The sequence below is a fragment of the Gemmatimonadaceae bacterium genome, assembly GCA_019637445.1.
Classification (GTDB): Bacteria; Gemmatimonadota; Gemmatimonadetes; order Gemmatimonadales; family Gemmatimonadaceae; genus Pseudogemmatithrix.
Map to the genome: position 1 here is coordinate 588712 of JAHBVS010000002.1, position 23835 is coordinate 612546.

General features: G+C 67.7%; 23 protein-coding genes. 14 read left to right on the plus strand and 9 right to left on the minus strand.

The window, feature by feature from the left end; translation table 11 throughout:
* Positions 1-692: 692 nt before the first annotated feature.
* From KF709_12720 to KF709_12740, 5 genes are all read left to right on the plus strand, one after another.
* Positions 693-1259, plus strand: coding sequence for a hypothetical protein (locus KF709_12720; GenBank protein ID MBX3175271.1), 567 nt, complete (start codon positions 693-695; stop codon positions 1257-1259).
* Positions 1260-1344: 85 nt separating this feature from the next.
* The gene (locus tag KF709_12725) at positions 1345-1842 is read left to right on the plus strand and encodes a hypothetical protein (GenBank protein MBX3175272.1); all 498 of its coding nucleotides are present in this window, start codon (positions 1345-1347) and stop codon (positions 1840-1842) included.
* A gap of 6 nt (positions 1843-1848) precedes the next feature.
* The gene (locus KF709_12730; protein MBX3175273.1) at positions 1849-2940 is read left to right on the plus strand and encodes a hypothetical protein; all 1092 of its coding nucleotides are present in this window, start codon (positions 1849-1851) and stop codon (positions 2938-2940) included.
* Positions 2941-2991: 51 nt separating this feature from the next.
* Positions 2992-3612 carry a hypothetical protein gene (locus KF709_12735; GenBank protein MBX3175274.1) on the plus strand — a complete coding sequence of 207 codons (621 nt, stop codon included), beginning with the start codon at positions 2992-2994 and terminating at the stop codon, positions 3610-3612.
* The gene (locus KF709_12740; protein MBX3175275.1) at positions 3612-4019 is read left to right on the plus strand and encodes a hypothetical protein; all 408 of its coding nucleotides are present in this window, start codon (positions 3612-3614) and stop codon (positions 4017-4019) included. Before KF709_12735 ends, KF709_12740 begins: the two co-directional genes overlap by 1 nt.
* Positions 4020-4068: 49 nt before the next feature.
* Here KF709_12740 and KF709_12745 read toward each other — a convergent pair whose 3' ends face one another.
* From KF709_12745 to KF709_12780, 8 genes are all read right to left on the minus strand, one after another.
* Entirely contained in the window at positions 4069-4923 is an 855-nt protein-coding gene (locus KF709_12745) for a tyrosine-type recombinase/integrase (protein MBX3175276.1), read from the minus strand.
* Between the two features lie 84 nt (positions 4924-5007).
* A complete protein-coding gene (locus KF709_12750) occupies positions 5008-7269 on the minus strand; it encodes a DUF2723 domain-containing protein (protein MBX3175277.1) in 2262 nt (753 codons plus the stop codon).
* A gap of 131 nt (positions 7270-7400) precedes the next feature.
* Complete coding sequence (gene purH, locus KF709_12755) at positions 7401-8933, minus strand: bifunctional phosphoribosylaminoimidazolecarboxamide formyltransferase/IMP cyclohydrolase (protein MBX3175278.1); 1533 nt, start codon at positions 8931-8933, stop codon at positions 7401-7403.
* Positions 8934-8950: 17 nt separating this feature from the next.
* The gene (locus tag KF709_12760; protein ID MBX3175279.1) at positions 8951-9628 is read right to left on the minus strand and encodes a phosphoribosylglycinamide formyltransferase; all 678 of its coding nucleotides are present in this window, start codon (positions 9626-9628) and stop codon (positions 8951-8953) included.
* A gap of 9 nt (positions 9629-9637) precedes the next feature.
* Positions 9638-10195: an HAD family hydrolase gene (locus tag KF709_12765; GenBank protein ID MBX3175280.1), complete on the minus strand. Its 558-nt coding sequence runs from the start codon at positions 10193-10195 to the stop codon at positions 9638-9640.
* Between the two features lie 61 nt (positions 10196-10256).
* Positions 10257-11651 carry an L-seryl-tRNA(Sec) selenium transferase gene (gene selA, locus KF709_12770; protein ID MBX3175281.1) on the minus strand — a complete coding sequence of 465 codons (1395 nt, stop codon included), beginning with the start codon at positions 11649-11651 and terminating at the stop codon, positions 10257-10259.
* A complete protein-coding gene (locus KF709_12775) occupies positions 11648-12886 on the minus strand; it encodes an Ig-like domain-containing protein (protein ID MBX3175282.1) in 1239 nt (412 codons plus the stop codon). Before KF709_12775 ends, selA begins: the two co-directional genes overlap by 4 nt.
* A complete protein-coding gene (locus tag KF709_12780) occupies positions 12887-15673 on the minus strand; it encodes a valine--tRNA ligase (GenBank protein ID MBX3175283.1) in 2787 nt (928 codons plus the stop codon).
* Positions 15674-15851: 178 nt separating this feature from the next.
* On the opposite strand from KF709_12780, the gene KF709_12785 reads away from it, so the two are divergent.
* Both KF709_12785 and KF709_12790 read left to right on the plus strand, forming a co-directional pair.
* Positions 15852-16112 (plus strand): AbrB/MazE/SpoVT family DNA-binding domain-containing protein, encoded by a 261-nt coding sequence (locus tag KF709_12785; protein ID MBX3175284.1) that lies wholly within the window; start codon positions 15852-15854, stop codon positions 16110-16112.
* Positions 16109-16525, plus strand: a complete 417-nt coding sequence (locus KF709_12790) for a putative toxin-antitoxin system toxin component, PIN family (GenBank protein MBX3175285.1) — start codon at positions 16109-16111, stop codon at positions 16523-16525. The genes KF709_12785 and KF709_12790 overlap by 4 nt, the downstream gene beginning before the upstream one ends.
* A gap of 6 nt (positions 16526-16531) precedes the next feature.
* Here KF709_12790 and KF709_12795 read toward each other — a convergent pair whose 3' ends face one another.
* The gene (locus KF709_12795; GenBank protein MBX3175286.1) at positions 16532-17266 is read right to left on the minus strand and encodes a BON domain-containing protein; all 735 of its coding nucleotides are present in this window, start codon (positions 17264-17266) and stop codon (positions 16532-16534) included.
* 145 nt (positions 17267-17411) lie between these two features.
* Between KF709_12795 and thrS the strand changes: the two genes are divergently transcribed.
* The 7 genes from thrS (at position 17412) to KF709_12830 (ending at position 23796) form a co-directional block, all read left to right on the plus strand.
* Positions 17412-19385 (plus strand): threonine--tRNA ligase, encoded by a 1974-nt coding sequence (gene thrS, locus KF709_12800; GenBank protein MBX3175287.1) that lies wholly within the window; start codon positions 17412-17414, stop codon positions 19383-19385.
* Positions 19385-19909, plus strand: a complete 525-nt coding sequence (locus KF709_12805) for a hypothetical protein (GenBank protein ID MBX3175288.1) — start codon at positions 19385-19387, stop codon at positions 19907-19909. The genes thrS and KF709_12805 overlap by 1 nt, the downstream gene beginning before the upstream one ends.
* A gap of 86 nt (positions 19910-19995) precedes the next feature.
* Positions 19996-20214 (plus strand): hypothetical protein, encoded by a 219-nt coding sequence (locus KF709_12810; protein ID MBX3175289.1) that lies wholly within the window; start codon positions 19996-19998, stop codon positions 20212-20214.
* A gap of 2 nt (positions 20215-20216) precedes the next feature.
* A complete protein-coding gene (locus KF709_12815; protein ID MBX3175290.1) occupies positions 20217-20672 on the plus strand; it encodes a hypothetical protein in 456 nt (151 codons plus the stop codon).
* Between the two features lie 76 nt (positions 20673-20748).
* Entirely contained in the window at positions 20749-21960 is a 1212-nt protein-coding gene (locus KF709_12820; GenBank protein MBX3175291.1) for an acetyl-CoA C-acetyltransferase, read from the plus strand.
* Positions 21961-22020: 60 nt separating this feature from the next.
* A complete protein-coding gene (locus tag KF709_12825; GenBank protein MBX3175292.1) occupies positions 22021-22848 on the plus strand; it encodes a hypothetical protein in 828 nt (275 codons plus the stop codon).
* 87 nt (positions 22849-22935) lie between these two features.
* Complete coding sequence (locus KF709_12830) at positions 22936-23796, plus strand: 3-hydroxybutyryl-CoA dehydrogenase (GenBank protein MBX3175293.1); 861 nt, start codon at positions 22936-22938, stop codon at positions 23794-23796.
* The last annotated feature ends 39 nt before the right edge of the window (positions 23797-23835 follow it).

Here is a 23835-nt window from a genome sequence, read left to right on the forward strand (position 1 = left end):
CCTGAATCGACTGTCGGACACGGGACTGACTGCGATCTTCCGCTTGACACCTTGGCCCTGCAAGGTGACTCGCTGGTTCGCCTTGAGGGAAACGCAGCAGTTCGCCCGTAGGTCGCCGCATCCTGACCTTTGATGGCCCCGGTTCGGACAGCTTTGCCTAGGGACAGGCCCCGCCACGCAGCGCGACCCGATCGGGCTGGCGGGTGGGGTCAATCAGTATGGATACGCCAGTGCAGACCCCGTTAGCTACAATGACCCTTTCGGGTTGAAAGTCACTTATGTCGGGCCGATGGCGCAGCGCTACTTCGAGCGGCTCCAGTGGGAGGCGCGCCGCGCAGCAAACTCGAAGGACTCCACGGTGGCTGCAGCAGGAAGAAAGCTGGGCGACATGCTCCAGGCGATGAAGGACGACTCAGTGACAACATATGTCGTGCAGTTCTCGCGTTGGAACGACTCCGAAAAGCTCGGCAGGACCGGTGGAGGAGAACAGTACTGCAATGGCCTAATCTGTAACATCAACGTCGCCACCAACCGCGGGTATCCCTTGGCCGGCACCCTAACCACCCTCGGTCATGAAGCGGGCGGAGCGTTCGGGGAAGTCTCCGGTATCGATCACTACTCTGACGGGGGAGCCGTCAGCTGGGAGAACGTTGCTCGCGTTGTTTTTGGCTGCCCACCTCGAAGCAATCACAATGAGACTCCGACTCGCTGTCGATAGGCGGTGGCTGCTCTCCGCGCTGGCGGTCGCGTACGCTTCTGCTTGCGGCCACCTCGCGCGTCCTGGCGAGGCCGACAGCCAGATGCCAGAATCAGCAGGTTCGATCGCGGACGCCGTGATGAACTGGCGTGTAGAGTCGCAGCGTTGGAAGGAGCGCTACCTCCAACGTTGCTGGAACGCGCCGGTCGACTCGATGGAAGCTCGTTGGGAAGTTGGGGAGCAGGATGTGGCACGGGTACTCGTAGCGATTCACCCCGATCTCAGTGACGCTCTAGCTGGCTCCGGGCTGCTTCCAGGGGACTACAAGGCTCAGCTGCTCGGGGTGAAGTTTCGCAATCAGTCGGCGATTCTGGTGAACGGCGTCAACGTCGCGTTGATGTCAAAGCATTTCTACTTTGAGGGCTCAGGCCGCGGCCCGCTTGTTGTCGACTGGAAGGAGGGGCCGATTGTCCCGTGCGATGGAGGGCTAATCAGATTCGTCGCGGTGGTCGACTCATCTGGAGGGATATTGCTCCCTGTTCGCTTCAACCCGCGGATGTAGCCACACTCGCCGAACCTGCCGCCCAGGCTGCGGAAAGCAGGTGTCCACTCATTCTTGACCAGGCCCCGCCACGCAGCGCGACCCAATCGGGCTGGCGGGTGGGGTCAACCAGTACGGGTATGTGGGCGGGGATCCAGTCAACTTCTCGGATCCGTTTGGGCTATGGGGGTTTCCCAGGTGGGTTCGGAACGTCGTCGCGGCGGTCGCGACGTGGATGGCATCACACGGCGCCACCGCCCACCCGAGTCCAGATGGAACTCCCCGGCCACAGATCGAACAGGTCCAAACAGACAATCCGTCGGAGCCGGATGGACCGAAGACTCCCGCAAAGCAGCGCCAGCCGGGCACGCCGTCCGCCTCCCCCAAGGCAGGTGGTCCTGACGGTGGGTCTTCTGGCGCGTCGCGGGGGGCAACCAGCGCGGGCAGGGGTCTTCTGGGTCGCATTCTTGGCACGGCGCTCGGGGTCGTCGCCGGTATCTTGATCAATTACAGTGAAGCGGGATGTTCGACTCTCGATTGTCGCATTGATCATCAGACGGGTACTCCTCCGGACTTTGAGTCTGCTCCTCCCTCTACTCCGTAAGGCTGTGTGAATCCGATCCTGTCCCTGATCTCCGCAAAGTTGGCGGCAGTTCCGCTCTCGCGCGCCGCAACCGTGCGCCATCAGATTCTCCAGATACCGGAGGATGGAAGCCCCCGTCGCGTCGTGCTTCGCCTGTTCGTCGAGGCGCCGTCGCGCTGGCAGTCCGTTGTCTGGTTACGGCCTGCATGGGCTGATTGGCTTCAGTGGCGCAGCCTCAGCCATGCGGGCAAAGTGCAGGAGATTTCGAGTCCCGGCCCGCTTGTCTCGCTTCGGCTTAGATCGACGAGAAGTGTGGAGGTTGTCGATCTTGCGTTTGACTGGTTGGATGAGCGCTATCCACTGCGATATCCATTTGATTTCCCGGAAGTCCTGCGCTCGCGGCTCCGACCTGCTCCGATGGCGACCACCGAACTCGGGCCACTCGCTCCCGGCCCGATCGTTTCCATGATTGGCGTGCAGAGCGGGCAGGGGTCACAGATGTACGACGCGTCGATTTCTCGTGGCGAACGCTTCGAGCGAAGGGAGATCGGAGACGGCTCCCTTCACGCGCAGTTCGTTGGAGCCGACTGGGGGACGGTATCTGCCGAGCAGCGGCTATCTACGATCGCGCAAGTGGAGCTGTCAGCACGTAGGCTAGGAGCGGTCCTGCCCGGCCGCCCGTGCGGAGAAGTCCAGCTTCGGATTGGGCCTGATGGCGATGCCAAACACGGTCGTTCGGCAGCCGCGCTGTATGTGGCTCGCGCGCGTCTCGGTGTCTCGGCGAACTCCGCCGATTTCATGCATCACCTTACCTATCAGCTTGCCGGGCTGTGGTGGGGTGCGGCGATTCGTCTCTTAGGACCTCAGTCAGAACGCGCTCTAACCGTCATTCGCGAGGAACTCGCCTCTCATGTCGCTGGAGCTACGTCTCTGCATCTGCCAGATGGCGAGGACGTCACTGCGATGCGAGGCACAATTCGCAGGCTTCTGTCGTCTCCCCCCGGCCGCACGTGGTTCCGAGAACTCTCGGAGTCACTCCTTTCGAAGGAGGTACATACGGTGTGGTTGATGAAGCGGCTAGCGAAGGCGCCAATGGCGGACACGGCTGCCGCAGACTGAGTTCGGATCGACCTTCCCGATCGTCGGACGATTGTCGAGCGAACAAGGGCATTGGGCGCCCGTGGCCGCCAAGTTGTAGCTAGCACTCGGACGCTCAACTGGGACAATCGGCCGTCAGGCCCCGCCACGCAGCGCGACCCGATCGGGCTGGCGGGTGGGGTCAACCAGTATGGGTACGTTGGTGGGGATCCGGTCAACTTCTCGGATCCGTTTGGGCTGTGCCTGACACCGACTACACGGCCAGTCTGCCTCGCCGCGATGGGGAAGGTAGGAACGGCGGTCAGCGTCACGATCCCAGCGGCCGTGGTGGCAACGACAGGGGCAGTGCTCGGTGCGGTAGCCGAGGCAGGAGCGTCCATGTTGGCCCAGCACGCAGCGGCTGTCCGTGAGTGGGTGTCCGATGGACTGCACGCAAACAATCTGAACTCGTCCAAGCCTGCCGTTCGCTATTCGCTCCGAGACCGAGATACGGGAGAGGTCGTGAAGTACGGCGAAACGACCCAGGGCGAGCGGCGATACTCGAAGAGATATCTTGAGAAGCACAACGTTGACTTTGTAGTTGAGGCCACCGGGACCAAGAAAGAGATGCGCGAGTGGGAAACCGAGCAGATTCAGAGCCACACGGAGCGCACAGGGTCTCGCCCAGCCCTCAACAAGACGGACCACGACTGATGAAGGTTTGGATTGGAGGCGAGGTCTCCGCTGCCGCGTACGACGCGTTTCGGCCCGTCCGCAACGCGTTCGAGCGCGCACTCAACCATCACCTCGGCCGGCTTGAAATCGGTGGTGGCGTCGTGAAGTGGTCGATCGTTCCGATGCTGCTCGCGGCCGACACCAAGATACAAGAGTCCTACAAGTACCGATCCCGCACTCGGGAGGTCGAGGCTCACGTTGCGATGGATATCGACGTGTTCCTGGCGTCGGATCGCGGGGAACGAATACAGCAGCTGGCGAGCGTGGTGAAGCGGGTGGTCGCTCAGGCCGGTCACCACGGAACTCCCCCGCTGGCCGATGGACGGGATTTGCTGGCTACTGCGGTCGAGCTGGCGGCTATTGACGCGAGCAAGGAGCCGGAATAGGAACATCGAGAGCACACTGGCTTGCTCAAGGGAGCTGCATGCTGTCGACCTACACGTTGTCCGCAGCCTCCGCTGGATGCGTCCGCCGATGCACCTCCCGCACCCTCTCCACAGACACGTGCGTGTAGATCGCCGTCGTCGACAGATGCGCGTGCCCAAGCAACTCCTGCAGCACACGAATGTCCGCACCTCGGTCGTGCATTAGGGTCGCCATCGTATGCCGCCAGATGTGGCAGCTCCCAGGCTTCCCAATGCCCGCCGCCACCAGATAGCCACGCAGCCGCTCGGTAAGGCGGGACCTCGTCACCCGGCGGCCTCGGGCTCCGAGGAAGAGCGCGCGCTCTCGCGGGTCTCGGACAAGACTCCTTCGTGCGGAGTCCAGATAGCTTGCCAGCCAGGCGGCCGCGCGGCGACCTAGTGGGACGTATCGCGCCTTTCCTCCCTTGCCGCGCCGCACGTAGACCGTGCCACGCCCGAAGTCGACGTCGCCGACATCCAGCCCGAGCAGCTCGGCGCGTCGGAGCCCACAGCTGTATAGCATCTCAAGGATGGCCCGGTCTCGAACCCCGGCCGGAGACGAGGTATCGACCGCGGACAGGACGCGTTCAGCCTCGTCGCGCGTGAGCACGGCAGCTGGAAGGCGCCGCGGCGCGCGGGGCAGGGAGAGGGTGGCGGAAGGGTCGGCCTCCAACAGCCCGGACTGAACGGCCCACCGCGTGAGCGCTCGAACTGCGGTGAGACGTGCCCGGAGGGTGAGGGAACTGGGAGACGGGGCCGCTACCGGAGCCCCGAGCCAGAGTTGATACGCTGCAAGTCGCTCGTGACTCAGCTCGCGGCAGTCACAGATTCCCGCCTCAGCGCACCAAGCCAAGAATGGCCGGAGGGACCTGGCGCGCCCTCGCATCGTACTCTCGGCGGCCCCCGTGGCCCTCAACCAGCGCAAATGCAGCCGCTCCGCCTCACGCGGCTGCATTCGCTTCCGAAGTCGCTACTGCCTGATCGGCACCGGCACCCCCTGCCGCGTATCCCCCGGCACCGCCGGCGCCGTCGACGGAATCACCGGCACCTCCGGCAACACGTCGCCAAACTCCGACGCCAGCGCCACATCGCGCGAGATCCGCAGGATCTCATTCGCCTTCGCCTCCTGCCCATAGCGCGACGCCGCCTCGCTGGTCACGAGCCCGGTATTGAAGATCAGGAACGGAATGCCCTGCGAGGGCCGGTCGATCCAGTCGCCGCGACGAATCAGCGACGCCGGCGCCTTGAACTCGTCCCACAGCGCCAACGAGCGCTTGGCGTTCACGAAGCCCTCGCCCGGGACCTGCACGATGTCGCCACCGGCCTGGACGGGCCCCGGATTCACCTTCTGCACGTGCCCCTGCGTGACGAGGTAGGGCCGCAGGCCCAGCTCGCCGCCGAGGTTGCCGGCGGTGCGGCTCAGGTGCACGGCACGGCGATCATTGTCGAGGATCATCCGTAGCACGACGATATCGGCGCGCGTCAGCAGTCTCGGTTGGATGGTCGCGCGCAGCTCGCCCTTGGTGAAGACCTGCGGCGTGTAGACCTCCTGATAGATCGGCAGGGCATCAGCCTGGTCGATCGTCATCTTGAGCACGGGATGCTCTGGCTTCGGCCACTCCTGGTCGCGCCAGACGGCGGGGCCCTTCTCGCGGTCGTACTCCTCGATCGGCCGCTTGAGCAGCTGCCGCGTATACCAATCCGTGTTGAGCAGCGAGGTGTTGGCGACGGTCACGTCGCGACGCACCCCCAGCACCTCCTGCGCGTACCACAACGGGAAGGTGTCGTTGTCGCCCACGGTCACGAGGATGCCGTAGGGCTCCACCGAGTTGAGCATATCCACCGCGAAGTCGGCCGAGTCGGTCTGGCCGCTGCGCGAGGCGGCGTCCCAGTTGCCGATCATCGGCAGGATGGCGAGCAGCAGCACGGGTGAGGCGGCTATCCAACCCTTGTTCGTGGGCAGGTCGTAGGTCTCGCTGCCGACGGTCACGCGCTCGCGGCCGACCAGCACAGCCAGCGTCTCCCACAGGTACACGAGGCCCAGCGCGGCCCACACGGACCAGGCGGAGAAGCTCCAGAGATAGAAGTAGTCGCGGTCTCGCACCTCGCGCTCGACGGTCTGGCCGAGCTGCGGGTCCTGCGAGGAGCCGTACTTGAAGTTGAGGTAGTAGATCAGCCCCAGCGTCAGCGTGAGCATCAGCGGGCCGAAAAACGCGAAACTTCGAGGGTCGCGTCGGTAATGCACCCAGCCGCCGAGGATGCCGAGCAGCAGGAAGATGGCGGCCAAACCGCCCTGGATGCCTGGCTGCAGGCCCTGATGGTCGCGCCACCACTGCCACTTGAAGTACAGCCACCACATCCCGACCTGCGCGGGGAAGGGTGCCATCCGTTCCGTGACGTCGGGCTTGCCGTACTGGCCGCGGTTGAAGTTGTACATGAAGGCTTCGTAGGTCTCCGCGGAGAACGTGCAGGAGACCGCGATGCCGTCGCGGCAGGCGGTGGGGTCGCCCTCGTTGATGGGCGGATTGTGCGCCGCGCGGATGGGCTGCGTGGCGAAGGGCGTCATGCCCAGGAGCAGCGCGCCGACGCCGGCCAGAATCAACCGCCAACGCAGGAAGGTCGTGGGCTTGCGCAGCACCACGGCAAGAGCGGCCGCCGGCAGCACGAGGAAGCCGGCCATGTGGTTCGCGTAGCCGAGGCCGCAGAGGAAGCAGACCAGCACCAGCAGGCGGTCGGCCTTGGGGCCATTGGGCTCGTCGCACCAGCGCACGATGAGCCAGGAGCAGATCGCCATGCCAACCAGCGAAACCGTGTAGACCTTCTCGTTCACCACGGAGTTGGACCACACCGTGAACGCGGTGGCGCCAATCAACACGGCCAGCGTGCCGCCCATGATGCGCTGCCAGCGCTTCTCGAACCAGCCGACCAGCACCCGCTCCGTGATGAGGAACCACATCCCGGCCGCGACGGCGCTGGAGATGGCGGCCAGCAGGTTGATGCGCATGGCCACATTGGGCGCGATCGGCAGGATCGAGAACACGCGGCCGATCAGCACGAAGAACGGATTCCCCGGCGGATGCGGGAGGCCCATCGTGTACGCGGCGGCGATGTACTCGCTCGTGTCCCACATCGCCGTCTCGGGGGAGAGGGTGAGCAGGTAGAGGAGGAAGGTCGCGCCTGCGGCGATGGCGGCGGCGTAGTAGCTGGGGCGGTAGTCGAGCTCTGCTGACATTCGCGTTGATGCGGGGGTGTGGATGCGGAAGAAGCTTCAACTGCAGTCGTAAGTTGTAAGTGGTGAGTTGTAAGAGGTGAGGAACTCATCACTTATGACTTACAACTTACTACTTACCACTGCCGTTCAGCCTAGTGTCTGAAGGTCCGAAGGCCGGTAAAGACCATCGCCATTCCGTGCTCATCCGCCGCGGCGATGACCTCGTCGTCCCTCACCGAACCGCCCGGCTGGACGATGGCGCGTACCCCTGCCTGGGCGGCTTGGTCCACGCCGTCGCGGAAGGGGAAGAAGGCGTCGGAGCCTAGGGCCGCGCCGTCGGTCTTGTGGTTGGCGGACTTGGCCTTGTGGACGGCCAGAAACGCGGCGTCCACGCGGGACATCTGGCCGGCGCCGATGCCAATCGTCGCGCCGTCGCGGGCGAGCACGATCGCGTTGGACTTCACGCTGGCCACGGCGCGCCAGGCAAAGAGCAGATCCTTCCACTCCGCGGCCGTGGGCTGGCGCTTGGTGACGACCTTCCAGCCGGCGTCGCCGAGGTTGGAGGGGGCGCGTTCCTGCACGAGGACGCCGCCGCGCACGCCCTTCACGTCGAGCGCGGTGCCGGTCACCCGTGCGCTGCCCTCGAGGACGCGGAGGTTCTTCTTGGCGCCGAGGGCGGCGAGGGCCTCCGGTGAGTACGAGGGCGCGACGATGCATTCCACGAACAACGAGGCCACGGCCTGGGCCGCGGCTTCGTCCACCGGCACCGAGAAGGCGATCACGCTGCCGAAGGCCGAGACGGGGTCGCAGGCCAGCGCCTTCTGGTAGGCGTCGAGCGCGGACTTGCCCGTGGCGAGGCCGCAGGGCGTGGTGTGCTTGATGATCGCGCAGGCGGTTTCGTCGCCGAAGGGGTCGATGGCCAGCATCGCGCCTTCGAGGTCCAGCAGGTTGTTGAACGAGAGTTCCTTGCCGCCGTGCTGCTTGAGGGCGCCGAGTCCGCCGCCAGCCTTCTCGACATAGAACGCGGCGGCCTGGCCGGGGTTCTCGCCGTAGCGCAGGGTCTGCACGCGTTCGAAGGCCATCGCCATCCGCTCGGGGAACTTCTCGCCGCGCTGGCTGGCGAACCATCCACTGATCGCGGCGTCATACGCCGCCGTGTGCGCGTACACCTTCTCGGCGAGGTCGCGGCGCAGCTCGGTGGCGTCGCCGCCGTTCTGCATCGCCTCGAGCACGCGGCCGTAGTCGGCGGGATCCACCACCACCGTGACGGCCGCGAAGTTCTTCGCCGCCGAGCGCAGCATCGATGGACCGCCGATGTCGATCTGTTCGATCACCTCGGCCGGCTCCAGGCCCTTCTTCGCGGCAGTCTCGCGGAAGGGATACAGGTTCACGCAAACGAGGTCGATCGGCGCGATGCCGTGCTCGGCGATGGCCGCCATATGCGCCGGCAGGTCTCGGCGGGCGAGCAGGCCACCGTGCACCACGGGGTGCAGCGTCTTCACGCGGCCGTCGAGCATCTCGGGGAACTGTGTGGCCTCGCTGACGTCAGTGACCTTGAGCTTGGCCTCGCGCAGCACCTTCGCCGTGCCGCCGGTGGAGAGCAGCGTGTAGCCGTGGTCCACGAGGCCGCGGGCGAAGTCCACGAGGCCGGACTTGTCGGAGACGGAAAGCAGGGCGATGGGCATAGTCAGTTCGCTGCGCGTCACCCGGCGAACGGATGGCGCTGTCGTGGTTCGGGGGCAAACACATTGAAGTCGTACGCCGGCGCGCCCTTCGTGCGGCCGTCGGCGCCGAGTGTGATCTGTCCGTTGGCGACGGCGTGCAGGCACCAGGGGAAGATGCGGTGCTCGACGGCGAGCACGCGGGCGGCGAGCGACTCGGGCGTGTCATCGCTGCGCACCGGCACGGGCCACTGCGCGATGATGGCGCCTTCGTCGTACTGCTCGCTGACAAAATGTACCGTCGGACCACTCACGCGGGCGCCGGACTTGAGCACGGCCGTGTGCACCTTGGCGCCGTACATCCCGGGGCCGCCAAAGGCGGGCAGCAGCGCGGGGTGCACGTTGATCATCCGGCCGTGAAAAACGCGCACGACCTCGGTGGGGATGAGCCGCAGGTAGCCGGCGAGCGCGACGTGCGTGATGTCGTGCTCCGCGAGCAGTGCGCCGAGCGAGTCGTTGCGGTCCTTGGCGAGATGCACCGCGGGGACTTTCCAGCCGCGCGCGCGGTCCAGCGCACCCGCCGCGGCGCGGTCCGACACGACGAGGGCGAGCTTGGCCGCAGCGTTCGCGCCGCGGTCCTCGAGGTCGTCGTAGATGGCTTGCAGGTTGCTGCCGCCGCCGGACGCAAGCACGGCGAGGCGCGCGGGCGTGGTCGTCACCTACGAAACTTAGCCGCCCTGCGGCCCGAGGACGAGCGACACGGCGGCATCAAGCGTGGGCAGCACGCGCGCCTCGCGCTCGGCGCGCTCGCGGTCGGCGCTTGGCGTGGAACTGCTCGGGACCAGCACGGCGGTGCCGCCGAGCTCGAGGCCCGGGCCGACATCGCGCCAACGGTCGCCGACGAAGAGCGACTGCTTGGTATCGAGTCCGTAGCGCTCGGCGGCTTGGCGGTAGAGCAGGGTCCCCGGCTTGCGGCACTCGCAGGGGCCCGTGAAGTCGGGGTGGTGTGGGCAGTAATACGAGTCGGTGAGCGTGACGCCTTCGGCGGCGAGCAAGGCGTCGAGTCGCGCGCGCACGGCTTCGTATTGCGCGGTGGTCACGAGGCCGCGGGCGATGCCGGACTGGTTGGTGACGGCGATGAGTGCGTAGCCGGCGTCGGCGAGGCGGCGCATCGCGGCGGTGGCGCCGGGGATCAGGGTGACGGCGTCGGGATCGTTCGGGAAATCCGCGTCGACGATGATGGTGCCGTCGCGGTCGAGGAAGGCGGCGGGGCGGCCGGTGCTCATACGCGCGTCGCGGCCTTGAGGGGCTCCCAACCGGCCCGCATCACTTGGCGAAGGCGGTGCATCACCCGACGATCGCCTCGCGCAGCCGCTCCGTGAGCAGCGCGTCCTGCTGCGCCGGCACGCTGCGCAGGTCCAGCCACAGGCGCCCCTCGCGTGTGACGGCGATGACCGGCACGGCGTGGTTGCGCAGCCGTTGCTCCAGCGCGCTGACATCGCCACTGACGGTGATCGCCACGGAAGGAATCCGCGCCGTCGGGAAGGCGCCGCCGCCCACCGTGGATTCCGTGCGCTCCACCTTCAAGTTCCAATCCGGCCCGAGCAGCGAGTGCTCGCGTGTTCCGCTGATGTTGTCGCCACGCAGCTCGGCGGCAATCGCGACCGCGCGCTGTTCGATCTCGTTCACGGGCGCGGTGAGCATCGCCAGTGTCGGGATCTCGCGCAGGGCCTTCGCCGGCTCGCGGTACAGCGCGAGCGTGGCTTCGAGCGCCGCGAGCGTGAGCTTGTCCACGCGCAGCGCGCGCGCCATCGGATGTTGCCGCAGCTTCGCGATCGCGTCGCGCTTGCCGAGCACGATGCCGGCCTGCGGGCCGCCGAGCAGCTTGTCGCCGCTCATGATGACGAGGCTGGCACCATCGCGCAGGGCGTCGGCGGCCGTGGGCTCGCCGCCGAGTCCGTGCGGCGCGAGGTCGAGCATCAAGCCGCTGCCGAAGTCGTGGATGAGCGGGATGCCCGCTTCGGCGGCGATGGGCACCAGTTCTGGCACCGTCGCCTCCGCGACGAAGCCATCGACCGTGAAGTTGCTGCGGTGCACCTTCACGATGGCGGCCACGCTCGGCGCCAGCGCGCGGCGATAGTCCGCGACGTGCGTGCGGTTGGTGGTGCCGACTTCGACGAGAGTCGTGCCGCTGGCGGCCATGATCTCCGGCACGCGGAAGCTGCCGCCGATCTCGATCAACTCGCCGCGGCTTACGAGCGTCTCGCGACCCGCGGCCAGGGCCTGCAGCGCGAGCACGAGCCCCGCCGCGCAGTTGTTGACGACGATGGCGTCTTCGGCGCCGGTGAGCTCGCAGAGCAACGCGGCGCAATGCACGTGGCGCGAGCCGCGTGCGCCGGCGGCGACGTCGTACTCGACCGTCGCCGCGCCCGCGGCGATGCTGGCGATGGCGTCGAGTGCGGCCTGTGCGAGCGGCGCGCGGCCGAGGTTGGTGTGGAGGATGACGCCCGTGGCGTTGATGGCGGGGCGCAGCGTGGAGGCGGTGCGCGCGGCGAGCCACTGTTCGAGCGCGCGGCGCCAGTCGTCGTCGGATTGCGGGACGGCGGCGCCGTTGCGTGCGGCGGCGATGAGGGTGCGGATGCCTTCGGTGACCAGCGTACGCGGCCACTTGTCGCAGAGGGCGCGCACGCTCGGGCGGTCGAGGGTGCTGCCGACGGCGGGGAGGGCGCGCAGGGCGGTCACGGTTGGGCGGGTGGTGTTTCGGGCGGGGTCTCGCTCGGCTCCGCTGGCTTCGGCGCGTCGATCTTGAAGCTGCGATCCGAGGGCCAGGCCAAGCCGTTCAGTCCCGGTGCGCCACTGACCTTCAGGCGATAGTCGCCAGGCTCAAGTGGTGCGGCGAGGCGGACCTTCCACTCCTGCGAGGGGCGGATGCGCGCGAACGTTGGAGCGCGGACCGTCGTTGCCGCGCTGTCGGCCGCCGCCGCTGCGGCCTGGCCGGGCGCAGCCGCTTGCGCGTTGGCTGGCGCTGCAGCGGTCGTGTCCGCGGCAGCCGTATCCGCCGGCGCCGCCGCACGCGCGAGCGAATCAAAGCGCGTCGCCGGCATCGGCACGCCGCCGAGCGTGACGACACTGGAGTCCGCACGCAGCAACTGCACCGCGGCGCCCGCCGCCCAATCGCCCGCGACGGCGCGATTGAAGCGCAGCAAGAGCACCGTGGAGTCCTGCACCGTCACACGCTCGAGCTGCGGGGCCATCGTGTCGCGCACGAAGGCGTAGAGATCCGCGCTGGCCGTGGTCTCCAGCGTGACCGTCGTCGTATCCACCGCTTCGTTCCTGCCGACCGCACGATCGCCATTCGCATCGATCCACGCACGGACGCGATAGGTGCCCGGCCCGAGATCGCGCACGACGAAGCGACCCGTACTGTCCGCGCGCGCCGTCCAACGGAACGTGGAGTCGCTCGGCGGGAACACCTCCACGCGCGCCAGCGGTGCGGCGCGGCCTTCGGCGAAGTCGAACACCGCGCCGCGCACCTCACCCGTCGGGATGTCGGGGCCCGTCGAAAACACAAACTCGGTCCGCTCGCCGAGCACGTTGCCGCGCAGGTCCACGACGCCGGGCAGGATCGTCACGCGATACGCCGTGTTCGCTCGGAAGCCGCGTCGTGGCTTGAGCTCGATCGCCGTGCGCCGCCAGGTCACGCGGTCGCGGCCGTCGCTGGGCGAGATGGTCACGATGGCGGAAAGGTCCGCGATGCTGCCCGCGGCGGCCGCACCGGCGCCGCCGGGACGCTCGGAGATGACTTCATCGAAGAAGATCAGCACCTCGTCGGCGCTGACGTTCGTCGCGTTCGAGTCGGGCGTGATGCGCCGGATGACGGGCACGTCGCTGTCGGGCGGGCCGCCCGGCGGCATCCCGGGGGAGGCGCAGGCGGCGAGCGCGAGCAGGAGATACGTAGCGTGCCAGCCGCGCTTCATCTAGCCGCCGAGCTCCTTCACCTTCTGCGCCAACTGCTCGGCGCGCAGCGCCCACTCGCGCTCCTTTGCACGCTCAGCTTCGACCACGGCGGGCGGCGCCTTGGCGGTGAACTTCTCGTTGGAGAGCCGCCCGCGCAGGGCATCGAGCTGCTTGGTGAGCCCGGCGAGTTCCGTGCCGAGTCGTGCGCGTTCCTTGGCGAGGTCCACCATGCCTTCGAGCGGCAAGGAGAGTTCAATGCCACTCGGCAACACGGCGTGCGCGGCGGCGCCCTCGGGCGTGGCGCCGAGCGTGAGTTCGCAGCGCGCGAGTCGCTGGATGAGGGCGGCAGCGTCCCGCAGCGGCGCGGTGGCCGGCGTGTCGGCAGCGAAGGCGCGGATCGGTGCGCCAGGCTGCACGCCGTACTCGGCGCGCAGGGTGCGGATGGCGTCGATGGCTTCGCGCACGGTGTCGAATGCGGCGCCGCTGTCGGCGGCGGCATCGACACCAGCGCGCGTTGCTGCACCAGCAGTCGCGCGCGTCGTCGGCCACGGCGCCACCGCGAGGAACGCACCCGCCGTCTGCCCCGGCAGTCGCTGCCACAGCGTCTCGGTGACGAACGGCATGATCGGATGCAGCAGTCGCAGGCCCTGGTCAAACACGTGCACGAGTACCCGACGCGCCACCTCGCGGTCCGGGCCCGGCGTGGCGAGCCGCGGCTTCACGGCCTCCACGTACCAGTCGGCGAGTTCGTTCCACACGAAGCGTCGCGCGGCTTCGGCGTAGGCGTCGAGCCGCATGCCGAGCTGGCGCTGTTGTTCAGGCCACTTGCCGCCGTCGGTGGCGGGACGCGCCGGCCCAAGTGCGGCATCGCACTCGGCGATCGCTGCATCGAGACGGCCAAGGATCCAGCGATCCTCGAGTCGCAGCGCGGAATCGGCGGGCATCGCGGACAGCGGTTCATCGCCCACCTGCAGCAGCAGGAAACGGCCGATGTTCCAGAGCTTGGTCGCGAAGTTGCGGCCGGGTGCGAAGGACTTGTCGAGGTCCGTGGGGTCGAGCATCACGTCCACGCCAAGGCCCATGCCCTGGATCACCGTCCAGCGCAGCGCGTCGGCGCCGTAGCGCTCGACCACGTCCAGCGGATCGATCCCGTTGCCCAGCGACTTGGACATCTTGCGATGCTGCATGTCGCGCACGGTGCCGTGCAGGTACACGGTGTGGAACGCGGGCCGGTCCATGAACGCGTAGGACGACATCATCATGCGCGCGACCCAGAAGAACAGGATCTCGGGCGCGGTGACGAGCACGTCGCTGGGGAAGAACGCCTTGAGATCCTTCGTGCCTTCGTCGGGCCAGCCCAGTGTGCTGATGGGCCAGAGCCAGGACGAGAACCAAGTGTCGAAGACGTCGGGGTCCTGCGTCAGCGTCGCATTGCCGCAGCTCCTGCACTCGGTGGGATCCTCGCGGTAGGCCACGGCGTGGCCATTGGCGCAGGTGAACACCGGCACGCGGTGTCCCCACCAGAGCTGCCGCGAGATGTTCCAGTCGCGAATGCCCTCGAGCCAGTTGATGTAGACCTTCTCCCACTTCTCGGGCAGGATGCGCGTGGTGCCGTTCTTGACGGCGGCCAGCGCCGGCGCGGCCAGCGGCTCCATGCGCACGAACCACTGGTCGGAGAGCCGCGGCTCCACGACCGTGTCGCAGCGATAGCAGCGGCGGATGGAGTTCGCGTGCTTCTCGATCTTGATGAGCGCGCCCGAGGCCTCGAGCAGCTTGACGATCTTCTTACGCGCCTCGAAGCGGTCCACGCCCTGCAGGTCGGCGGGCACGCGGCCAGCCGCGTCCGTGACCTCGGCCATCTTGCCGTTGGCGTCGATCACCACCGGCATCGCCAAGCCGTGGCGCTTGCCGACCTCGAAGTCGTTGGCGTCGTGCGCCGGCGTGATCTTGAGCGCGCCGGTGCCGAAGTCCTTCTCCACGTAGCCGTCGGCGATCACCGGCATCTTGATCCCGGTGATGGGCAGCAGCACCTGCTTGCCCACGAACCCGGCGTAGCGCTCGTCCTCCGGATGGACGGCGATGGCGACGTCGGCGAGGATCGTCTCCGGCCGCGTGGTCGCGATGGTGATGCCGTTCGACGGGTCGTCCGCGAAGGCATAGCGCACGTGATGCAGCGCGCCCTCGCTGTCGTGGAACTCGGCTTCCTCGTCCGAGAGTGAGGTCAGGCAGCGCGGGCACCAGTGGATGACGCGATGGCCGCGGTACACCAGCCCACGCTCGTGCAGCCGCACGAAGGCCTCGCGCACGGCGCGCGAGAGCTCGGGGCTGAAGGTGTAGGCAGTGCGCGTCCAATCCGCCGACGCGCCGATGGCGCGCAGCTGCTTGAGGATGACGCCGCCGGTCTCCTCGACGAACTGCTCCGTGCGCTTCACGAAGGCCTCGCGGCCCAAGTCGAAGCGCGTCTTGCCTTCCTTGGCGATCAGCTTCTCGACCACGTTCTGCGTGGCGATGCCGGCGTGGTCCGTGCCCGGGAGCCAGAGCGTCTCGTCGCCGGCCATGCGGCGCCAACGCACGAGCACGTCCTGCACGGTGTTGTTGAGTCCGTGCCCGACGTGCAGCACCGCCGTCACGTTCGGCGGCGGGATGAGGATTGTGAAGGGATCGCGGTCGCCGCCCAAGCGCGTGGTGCGGTCGGGGTCGGCAGTGAACAGCCCAGCGTCCTCCCAGGCCTTGGCGAGGCTGGGCTCGGCGCTGGCGAAGTCGAAGTGCGTGGGGAAATCAGCGGGCGGGGTGGTCGTCTCGGCCATCTATAGAAGTTAGCCGGATGGGCAACCGGTGGACTACCGCGTGCCGTTGTCCGGACGCTGGTGCCTCGCCGTAGCTGACCGCCGGTCTCGGTGCCGGGTGTGGCAAGGGGACGGACCCCCTGCTTGCTACCGCGCGGCAGGAACATTATCTTACCAGTAAGATTGCACCGAGGAGCCCATGAGCGCCGCCACCACCACTCTCTCGTCCAAAGGGCAGGTCGTCATTCCCGAGGAGATTCGCGAACGCCTCGGGCTGCGCGCCGGCGCGCGCTTTGTCGTGGTCGCCGAGAAGGACGTCGTCATCTTCAAGGTCCTGGAGCCCCCGGCGCTCGAGGGGCTCGCGCCGCTGCTGGCTCGGGCCCGATCCGCCGCGAAGGCGGCCGGACTCACGCGGCGTGATGTGGCGGATGCCGTGGTGCGCAGCCGCCGGTCGCGGTGAGGGCGCTGGTCGACACCAACGTGCTGGTGTCGGCCGTCTTCTTCGGCGGCGTCCCCGGACGCGTGCTTGATGCGCTCGTTACGCGGCGGTTCGCGCTTGTCCTGTCACCCGAGATCCTGGACGAGTACCGCCGCGTCGGCGCCGAGTTGGAAGGGCGCTATCCGAGACTGACGGGCACGTTTGAACCGGTGCTCGCCTTGTTGGCGGCTACTTCGATTCTCGTTGACGCACCGCCGCTCGCGGAATCCGTTTGCGATGACTCCGACGATGACAAGTTTCTTGCGGCGGCACTGGCGGCGCGCGCGGAGGTCATCGTGTCAGGTGACAAACACCTACTCAGGGTCACAGGATGGCGTGGCATCGATGTGCTCGCGCCCCGGTCGTTCCTCGATCGCTTGGACCGCGGGCGTTGAGCCGGGCTACTTCCGACTGACCTTGAGCCGCTGCCGCACGCTGGTCACGCCGGGCACGCCCTTGGCGATGGTCACGGCGTGGGGGATCTCCTTCGACGCCCGCACGGCGCCGTGGAGCAGCACCGCGCCGTTCTCGTCGGCCTCGATCTCCACGTCGCGCTCGACAAGTACGGGGTCGTTCACGAACGCCTCGAGCACGCGGCTGCCGATCTCGGAGACGGGTTCCTCGTCCTCGTCCGCATCGTCGTCGGCGTCCGCATCGAGGTCATCGTCGTCGTCGAGGTCGTCGTCTTCCTCCTCGTCCTCGAAGTCCTCGTCATCAAGGTCTTCTTCTTCGTCCTCGTCGTCCGAATCCTCGTCGTCGAGGTCGTCCAAGTCCTCGTCCTCGTCGTCATCATCGTCGAGGTCCTCGTCGTCCTCCAGCTCCTCTTCCTCGTAGTCCTCGTCGTACTCATCCGCATCGTCATACGCCGCGGCCGGAAGCTCCAACTCCGCCTCCTCGCGCCCTTCGGCCCAGGCCTCGCGCAGCTCCAACGCGAGGTCGACCAGAGGCCCCCACTGCGCCGCCGCCGTCTTCGCCATCGTCCGCGCGCGCCGCAGCAGCGAGCGCGCCCCCGTGCGCCGCCCGCTGAACTTCTCCGAGAGCAGGATGCCCGCGCCCACGCCCAGTGCCGTCCCGGCGACCATCCACCAGAGCCAGGCAGTTCCGTTGCGTTCCTCTTCGACTTCGATCACGCGCATCGCAGAAACTCGGGGGAAGGGTCGTGCATCGCTTGGCGAGCCCCACGGCCCGCGGCTAACTTCAACGTGACCAACTGCTTCGGCCGTGGCAAGCGCAGTCGCGCCCGGCCTCGCCTCGCACACGCTCTCCCCCCGCTCCCACGCAATGCCGCTCGTCCTGACCCTCCCTGACGGCAAGACCCGCGAGGTCGAACCGGGCACCCCGGCGCGCGACGTCGTCGCCAGCATCGGACCCGGCCTGCTCAAGGCCGCCATCGCCGTGGCCGTGGACGGGGAGATCCAGGACCTGATGACGCCCATCCGGAAAGCTGGCGCGTTCCAGGTCATCACGGAGAAGGACCCGCGCGCACTGCCGGTGCTGCGACACTCCGGCGCGCACATCCTCGCGACCGCGGTGCGCCGCCTGCGCCCGGACGCGAAGATCGGCTTCGGCCCCGCCATCGACGACGGCTTCTACTACGACTTCGAGGTTGCGAAGCCGTTCACGCCGGAGGACCTCGAGGCCTTCGAGGCCGAGATGCACAAGGTCGTGGCGGAGAAGTTCGGCTTCGAGCGCGCCGAGGTCACCAAGGAGCAGGCGAAGAAGGTCTTCGCCGACGATCCGCTCAAGCTGGAGCGCCTCGAGGACTTCACGGACCCCAACGAGGTCATCTCGACCTACACGGACGGGCCCTTCGTGGACCTCTGCCGCGGGCCGCACGTGCCGGACACGTCCTACGTGAAGCACTTCAAGCTGCTCTCCACCGCGGGCGCCTATTGGCGCGGCGATGAACGGCGGCAGATGCTGCAGCGCATCTACGCGACGGCCTTCTTCAAGAAGGACGACCTCGAGCAGCATCTGCACCGGCTCTCCGAGGCGAAGAAGCGCGACCATCGCGTGCTGGGCAAGCAGCTGGACCTCTTCCAGTTCTTCCCGCAGTCGCCGGGCGCGACCTTCTGGACGCCGCGCGGCACGGTGCTCTACAACACCTTGGAAGCCTTCGTGCGCGATCGGCAGAAGGCCGACTTCCTCGAGATCAAGACGCCGCTGCTGTTCACCAAGAAGCTGTGGGAGCAGTCGGGGCACTGGGGCAAGTACCGCGAGAACATGTTCCTCGTGCACGACAAGGAGGCGGCCGAGGCGGGCGCCAGCGCGGACGAGGCGCTGTCGATGTCGCTCAAGCCGATGAACTGTCCCTCGCACCATCTCTACTATGGCGCGAGCAAGCATTCGTATCGCGAGCTGCCGAAGCGCTACGTGACCTTCGACGTGCTGCATCGCAATGAGTTGAGCGGTGCGCTGTCCGGTCTCACGCGCGTGCGGCAGTTTGCGCAGGACGATTGCCACGTCTACCTGCGCGAGGATCAGATCGCCGAGGAGGTGCAGTTCCTCCTCGACTTCATCCTTGGGCATTACGAGACGTTCGGGCTCACCGCGCGGCTCAAGTTCGCCACGCGGCCGGAGCAGCGGATTGGTTCGGACGAGCTATGGGACCGCGCAGAAGCTGGTCTCAAGGCGGCACTCGAGAAGTCAGGTCGTCCGTACGAGCTCAAGGAAGGCGATGGCGCCTTCTACGGCCCAAAGATCGACTTCGACGTCACCGATTCCATCGGCCGCGCCTGGCAGTTGGGCACCATCCAGCTCGACTACAACGCGCCGGAGCGATTCGACCTCAGCTACACGGGCGAGGACAACGCCGCGCATCGGCCGGTGGTCATCCATCGCGCGGTCTGTGGCAGCTTCGAGCGCTTCATCGCGATTCTGATCGAGCACTTCGCGGGCGCCTTCCCCGTGTGGCTCTCGCCCGAGCAGGTGCGCGTGCTGCCGATCTCCGACGACGTGGCGGGGTACGCCGAGCAGGTGACGGCGAAACTTCGGGCGGCCGGCATCCGTGCTGTCTGTGACGACCGCAGCGACACGTTGAACTACCGGATTCGGGACGGCGAGCTGATGAAGGTTCCTTACATGGCAGTCTGCGGAAAGCGCGAGGCCGAGGCGGGGCAGGTGGCCGTGCGCATACGCGGGGCGGGGAAGAAGCAGGAAGTGGTCTCTGTGGATGACTTCCTGGCGCGGGTGAGCGATGAGATCCGCACGCGGGCCCTGGTGCCGGCGGCGGCAGCAACGGCGGCTTCGGAGTGATGGGCGCGCAGCGAATCGCCAGGCTTTCCTGCTTCCTCGGGCTGCTGGCAGTCACGAGCGTTGCCGCACCACGCGCCATCGCCGCCCAGGAAGCCCGCCCGCAGCTCAGCGCCGGCCGCATCGCCGGTGAGCTCTTCGCCGGCACCTACGCCGGCATCGGCGGCTTTTTTATCGGCCGCTTCGCCGGCGAAGGCGTGGGCGACCTGATGGGCGTCACCTCCGAGGACACGCGTCGCCGGATGGGCTACACCGGCGGCGTCTTGGTCGCGGGCCTCGCCACGGCGGGCGCCGTGTACGGCATCGGCAACATCGGCGACCAGACGGGCGAGTTCGACGCCACCTACCTTGGCACCGGCGTGGGCTTCGTGGCCGGCTGGGCGCTTTCGCGGGCGATTCTTGGGCCGGCCGAGCGGCCGCGAACGGGGATGAGCACCGCCGCGCGCTGGGCGACGGCGAATGTGTTGGCGATGTTGCCGGCACTGGGTGCGACGATCGGGTTCAACTCGTCGCGGCGGGTGCGGTAGGGCGACGCGAGGCAGCGCACCGCCGCCCCTCTTGGCAGTCGCCGCGCACACGGCGACACGGCAGGCGCCGAGCGGTAGATTTAGGTATGACCCATGACCGCTCAGGGATGACCCTGCGGGTCCTGCGCCTCGACGATCACGAGGCCTCCGCGCCGCCGCTCCCGCCAACAAGTATCGCGGCGCGCCTTCAACTGCTCGCCGAGCTCAGTGAGCAGTCCTGGAAGCTCGGCGGCAAGCCGATTCCCGACGTACAACGCGCGCAGATGACGGCCGTACTTCGGCCCCTTGGCGCGCCGCCAGTCTAGTCGTGAGCACCGTGCACCGCGATTTCCGCGACATCGTCGTCGAACTCATTCGCCATGAGGCGCGGTTCCTGATTGTCGGTGCGCACGCGCTTGCTGCGCACGGCGTTCCCCGGGCCACGGCCGACCTCGACATCTGGATTGAACCGACCGAGGGCAACGCGGAGCGTGTGTGGCGTGCGCTCGCCGCGTTCGGCGCCCCCGTCGAGAGCTTGGGGCTCACCAAAGCAGAGCTGAGTCGACCCGATATCGTGGCGCAGCTCGGGCTGCCGCCTGTTCGCATCGACCTGATGACCGGCCTGTCCGGCGTGCGATTCGCGGACGCGTGGCAGAATCGCGTGGAGGCCGAGTTTGACGGGGTTCGGGCCCCGTTCCTCGGCCGCAGCGATCTCGTGGTGAACAAGCGCGCGACCGGCCGTACCCGCGATCTCGCAGACCTCGAGTCGCTGGGCGAGCGCTAGCGCGGCAGCTAGACCGGCACCGCACGATTCGCCGGGCCCCGGGATTATCTTTCCCGAGCACTCTCAACCGACGATCATGTCCGCTGACCGCACCCCTGTCATCATTTCCGCCGCCCGCACCCCAATCGGGCGCTTCCTCGGCGGCCTCGCCCCCCTCACCGCCCCCGAACTCGGCGCCATCGCCATCCGCGAGGCCGTGAAGCGTGGAAAGATCGACGCGGCCCAGATTGGCGAAGTCATCATGGGCAATGTCCTCCAGGGTGGCGTCGGCCAGGCCCCCGCGCGCCAGGCCGCCATCAAGGCCGGCATCCCCGGCGAGGTGCCCGCCTACACGGTCAACAAGGTCTGCGGTTCCGGCCTGCAGGCGGTGATGCTGGCGGCGCAGGCCATCCGCGCGGGCGACGAGAAGCTGCTCATCGCCGGCGGGCAGGAATCGATGAGCAACGCGCCGCACTACGTGCGCGGCATGCGCGGCGGCGTGAAGTTCGGCAACCAGGTGATGCAGGACGGCCTGATCACGGACGGGCTCTGGTGCTCGTTCTACGACCGCCATATGGGCGGCCACGCCGAGTACACGGCGAAGAAGGCGGGCATCACGCGCGCGCGGCAGGACGAGTTCGCGCTGGCCTCGCACCAGAAGGCCGTGGCGGCCATCGAGGGCGGGAAGTTCAAGGCCGAGATCGTGCCGGTGGAGATCGGCGGCCGCAAGCCGGTGACTATCGACACCGACGAATCGCCGCGCAAGGACACCTCCCTCGACGCGCTGGCCAAGCTGAAGCCGGCGTTCCCGAAGGACGCGCCGAAGGACATGAAGCCCGAGGAGCTCACGGTCACGGCGGGCAATGCGCCTGGGCTCAATGACGGTGCAGCTGCGGTGGTGGTGGCCAGCGAGGCCTACGCCAAGGCCAACGGCCTGCCAATCCTCGCGCGCATCACGGGCTACGCCTCGGGCGGCGGCGATCCGCAGGACCTGTTCTTCGCACCCATCGTGGCGGTGCAGAACCTGATGAAGAAGACCGGCGCCAAGATCGGCGATTACGACCTGATCGAGGCCAACGAGGCTTTCGCCTCGCAGTCGCTGGCCGACGGCGATGGGCTGGGCTGGGACTGGGATCGCGTGAACGTGAACGGCGGCGCAATCGCGCTGGGCCATCCGATCGGCGCCAGCGGTGCGCGCGTGCTCGTGACGCTGCTGCACGCGCTGGCGGCGCAGGGCAAGCGCACGGGGATGGCAACGCTCTGCCTCGGCGGTGGCAATGCCGTGGCGCTGAGTGTGGAGCGGGTCTAGGCGCCAGTCAGCGGAGACAGCTTGAGGGAAGGCGCGAGCGCGTCAGACGTGGTCTTGCGAATGGCCGGCCGGCTTGCCGCGCTGGCTGGCTTCGCGTTGGTCGCCATCTTCGTGCTCGGCATCGCGCTGAAGCCGGCATTGCCCGACGGACTTCCGGCCGGCCGTGATGGCCGCATCCTGCTGCTGTTCCTGGTCGCCATCGCGCTGTTGATCGCGCACGCGGCCGTGGTGCTGCTCTTTGATCGCGGGCGATTCGAGGTCGTCGGGTTTGGTCGCTACGCCATCGCCCCACTGGCGCTTCTCGGCGGTCCGGCGATCGGCCTCGTGGCGGCTGCGCTGCCGATCGCGATCGCAGTTGGGTTGGCCTACGCCGACTTCCAGGCCGTCGACACGGCGCGCGTGGCGGCGGCCGGCGAACTCTGGTCGATTGTCGCCGCGGCGACGCTGGTGGAGACGCTGGCCTTCCGCGGCTACTTCCAAGGCCTGCTCGAACAGCAGGTGCCGCGAGTCGTCGCCGTGCTCGTGCCGGCGCTGGTTGCCACGGTCTACCGCTTCTGGGCGCAGGACCACACGTGGATCGGCCTGACGGCCGTGCTCGCGACGGGCCTGCTGCTGGGCAGCGTGCGTCTGAGGACGCAGAGCCTGCCCGCCGCTTGGCTCTGCCAACTCGCCGTGACGATTCCCGTGGTGACGCTCTCGAGTGGCGAGCTGGCCGAGCTGGTATTTGGCGTGGGAGCCGGCAGTTCGGTGCAGTTGGTGCTCAGTGGCCCGGAACTCCTGACTGGCGGCGCGCTTGGCATCGCTGGCGGGGCACTGACTGCGGCCGTGGCGTTGCTGCTGGCGCTGGCGATCTGGCCGCGCAAGTCGCGAGCGGCCTCGCAGCGCTAGGCGCGAACCCGACGGTCGCGGGCAGGCCTCATCCGGGCGCTGACCCCGCATCCCCCGGCCCCTTGGCTCAGGGGTTATTTTGATAGGATGTCACAGACCACCGACCGTTTCGCCGTCATCGGCGCCGGACAGATGGGCAACGGAATCGCCCACGTCTGCGCAGCCAGCGGCTTCGATGTCACGCTGATCGATGTGAACGACGCCGCCCTCGCCAAGGGCAAGGCGACCATCGAGAAGAACCTCGACCGCCAGCTCAAGAAGGGCACGATCGACGCCGCCGCCAAGGCCGCGACGCTCGCGCGCATCAAGACCTCCACGTCGATGGACGCGGTGAAGGACGCCACGGTGATCGTCGAGGCCGCCACGGAACGGAAGGACCTCAAGTTCCAGATCTTCCGCGACATCGACGCGTTGGCCCCCGCGGGTGCGATCCTCGCCACGAACACGAGCTCCATCTCCATCACCGAGATTGCCGCCGTCACCACGCGGCCCGAACTGGTGATCGGCATGCACTTCATGAACCCGGTGCCGATGATGGAGCTGGTCGAGGTCATCCGCGGCCTCGCCACCTCGGACGCGACGAACACGCGCACCATCGAGCTCTCCAAGGCCCTGGGCAAGACGCCGGTCGAGGCCAACGACTTCCCGGGCTTCATCGCCAATCGCATCCTGATGCCGATGATCAACGAGGCCTGCTACGCCGTGATGGAAGGCGTCGGCACGCCCGAGGCGGTGGACGCGGTCATGAAGCTGGGCATGAACCACCCGATGGGCCCGCTGACGCTGGCCGACTTCATCGGCCTCGATACCTGCGTGGCGATTCTCGAGGTGCTGCACGAAGGCCTGGGCGACCCCAAGTACCGGCCCTGCCCGCTGCTCAAGAAGTACGTCGCCGCCGGCTGGTACGGCCGCAAGAGCGGCCGCGGCTTCTACAACTACGCGGGCTGAAGGTGGGGACGACGTTGACAGCTTCCGGCGAGGCGCTCA

Coding starts and splice junctions, on each gene's coding strand:
- KF709_12720 (MBX3175271.1), top strand. CDS start 693: ATGAGACTCCGACTCGCTGTCGATAGGCGGTGGCTGCTCTCCGCGCTG.
- KF709_12740 (MBX3175275.1), top strand. CDS start 3,612: ATGAAGGTTTGGATTGGAGGCGAGGTCTCCGCTGCCGCGTACGACGCG.
- KF709_12745 (MBX3175276.1), bottom strand. CDS start 4,923: ATGCGAGGGCGCGCCAGGTCCCTCCGGCCATTCTTGGCTTGGTGCGCT.
- KF709_12750 (MBX3175277.1), bottom strand. CDS start 7,269: ATGTCAGCAGAGCTCGACTACCGCCCCAGCTACTACGCCGCCGCCATC.
- purH (MBX3175278.1), bottom strand. CDS start 8,933: ATGCCCATCGCCCTGCTTTCCGTCTCCGACAAGTCCGGCCTCGTGGAC.
- KF709_12765 (MBX3175280.1), bottom strand. CDS start 10,195: ATGAGCACCGGCCGCCCCGCCGCCTTCCTCGACCGCGACGGCACCATC.
- KF709_12775 (MBX3175282.1), bottom strand. CDS start 12,886: ATGAAGCGCGGCTGGCACGCTACGTATCTCCTGCTCGCGCTCGCCGCC.
- KF709_12780 (MBX3175283.1), bottom strand. CDS start 15,673: ATGGCCGAGACGACCACCCCGCCCGCTGATTTCCCCACGCACTTCGAC.
- KF709_12785 (MBX3175284.1), top strand. CDS start 15,852: ATGAGCGCCGCCACCACCACTCTCTCGTCCAAAGGGCAGGTCGTCATT.
- KF709_12795 (MBX3175286.1), bottom strand. CDS start 17,266: ATGCGCGTGATCGAAGTCGAAGAGGAACGCAACGGAACTGCCTGGCTC.
- thrS (MBX3175287.1), top strand. CDS start 17,412: ATGCCGCTCGTCCTGACCCTCCCTGACGGCAAGACCCGCGAGGTCGAA.
- KF709_12805 (MBX3175288.1), top strand. CDS start 19,385: ATGGGCGCGCAGCGAATCGCCAGGCTTTCCTGCTTCCTCGGGCTGCTG.
- KF709_12810 (MBX3175289.1), top strand. CDS start 19,996: ATGACCCATGACCGCTCAGGGATGACCCTGCGGGTCCTGCGCCTCGAC.
- KF709_12820 (MBX3175291.1), top strand. CDS start 20,749: ATGTCCGCTGACCGCACCCCTGTCATCATTTCCGCCGCCCGCACCCCA.
- KF709_12825 (MBX3175292.1), top strand. CDS start 22,021: ATGGCCGGCCGGCTTGCCGCGCTGGCTGGCTTCGCGTTGGTCGCCATC.
- KF709_12830 (MBX3175293.1), top strand. CDS start 22,936: ATGTCACAGACCACCGACCGTTTCGCCGTCATCGGCGCCGGACAGATG.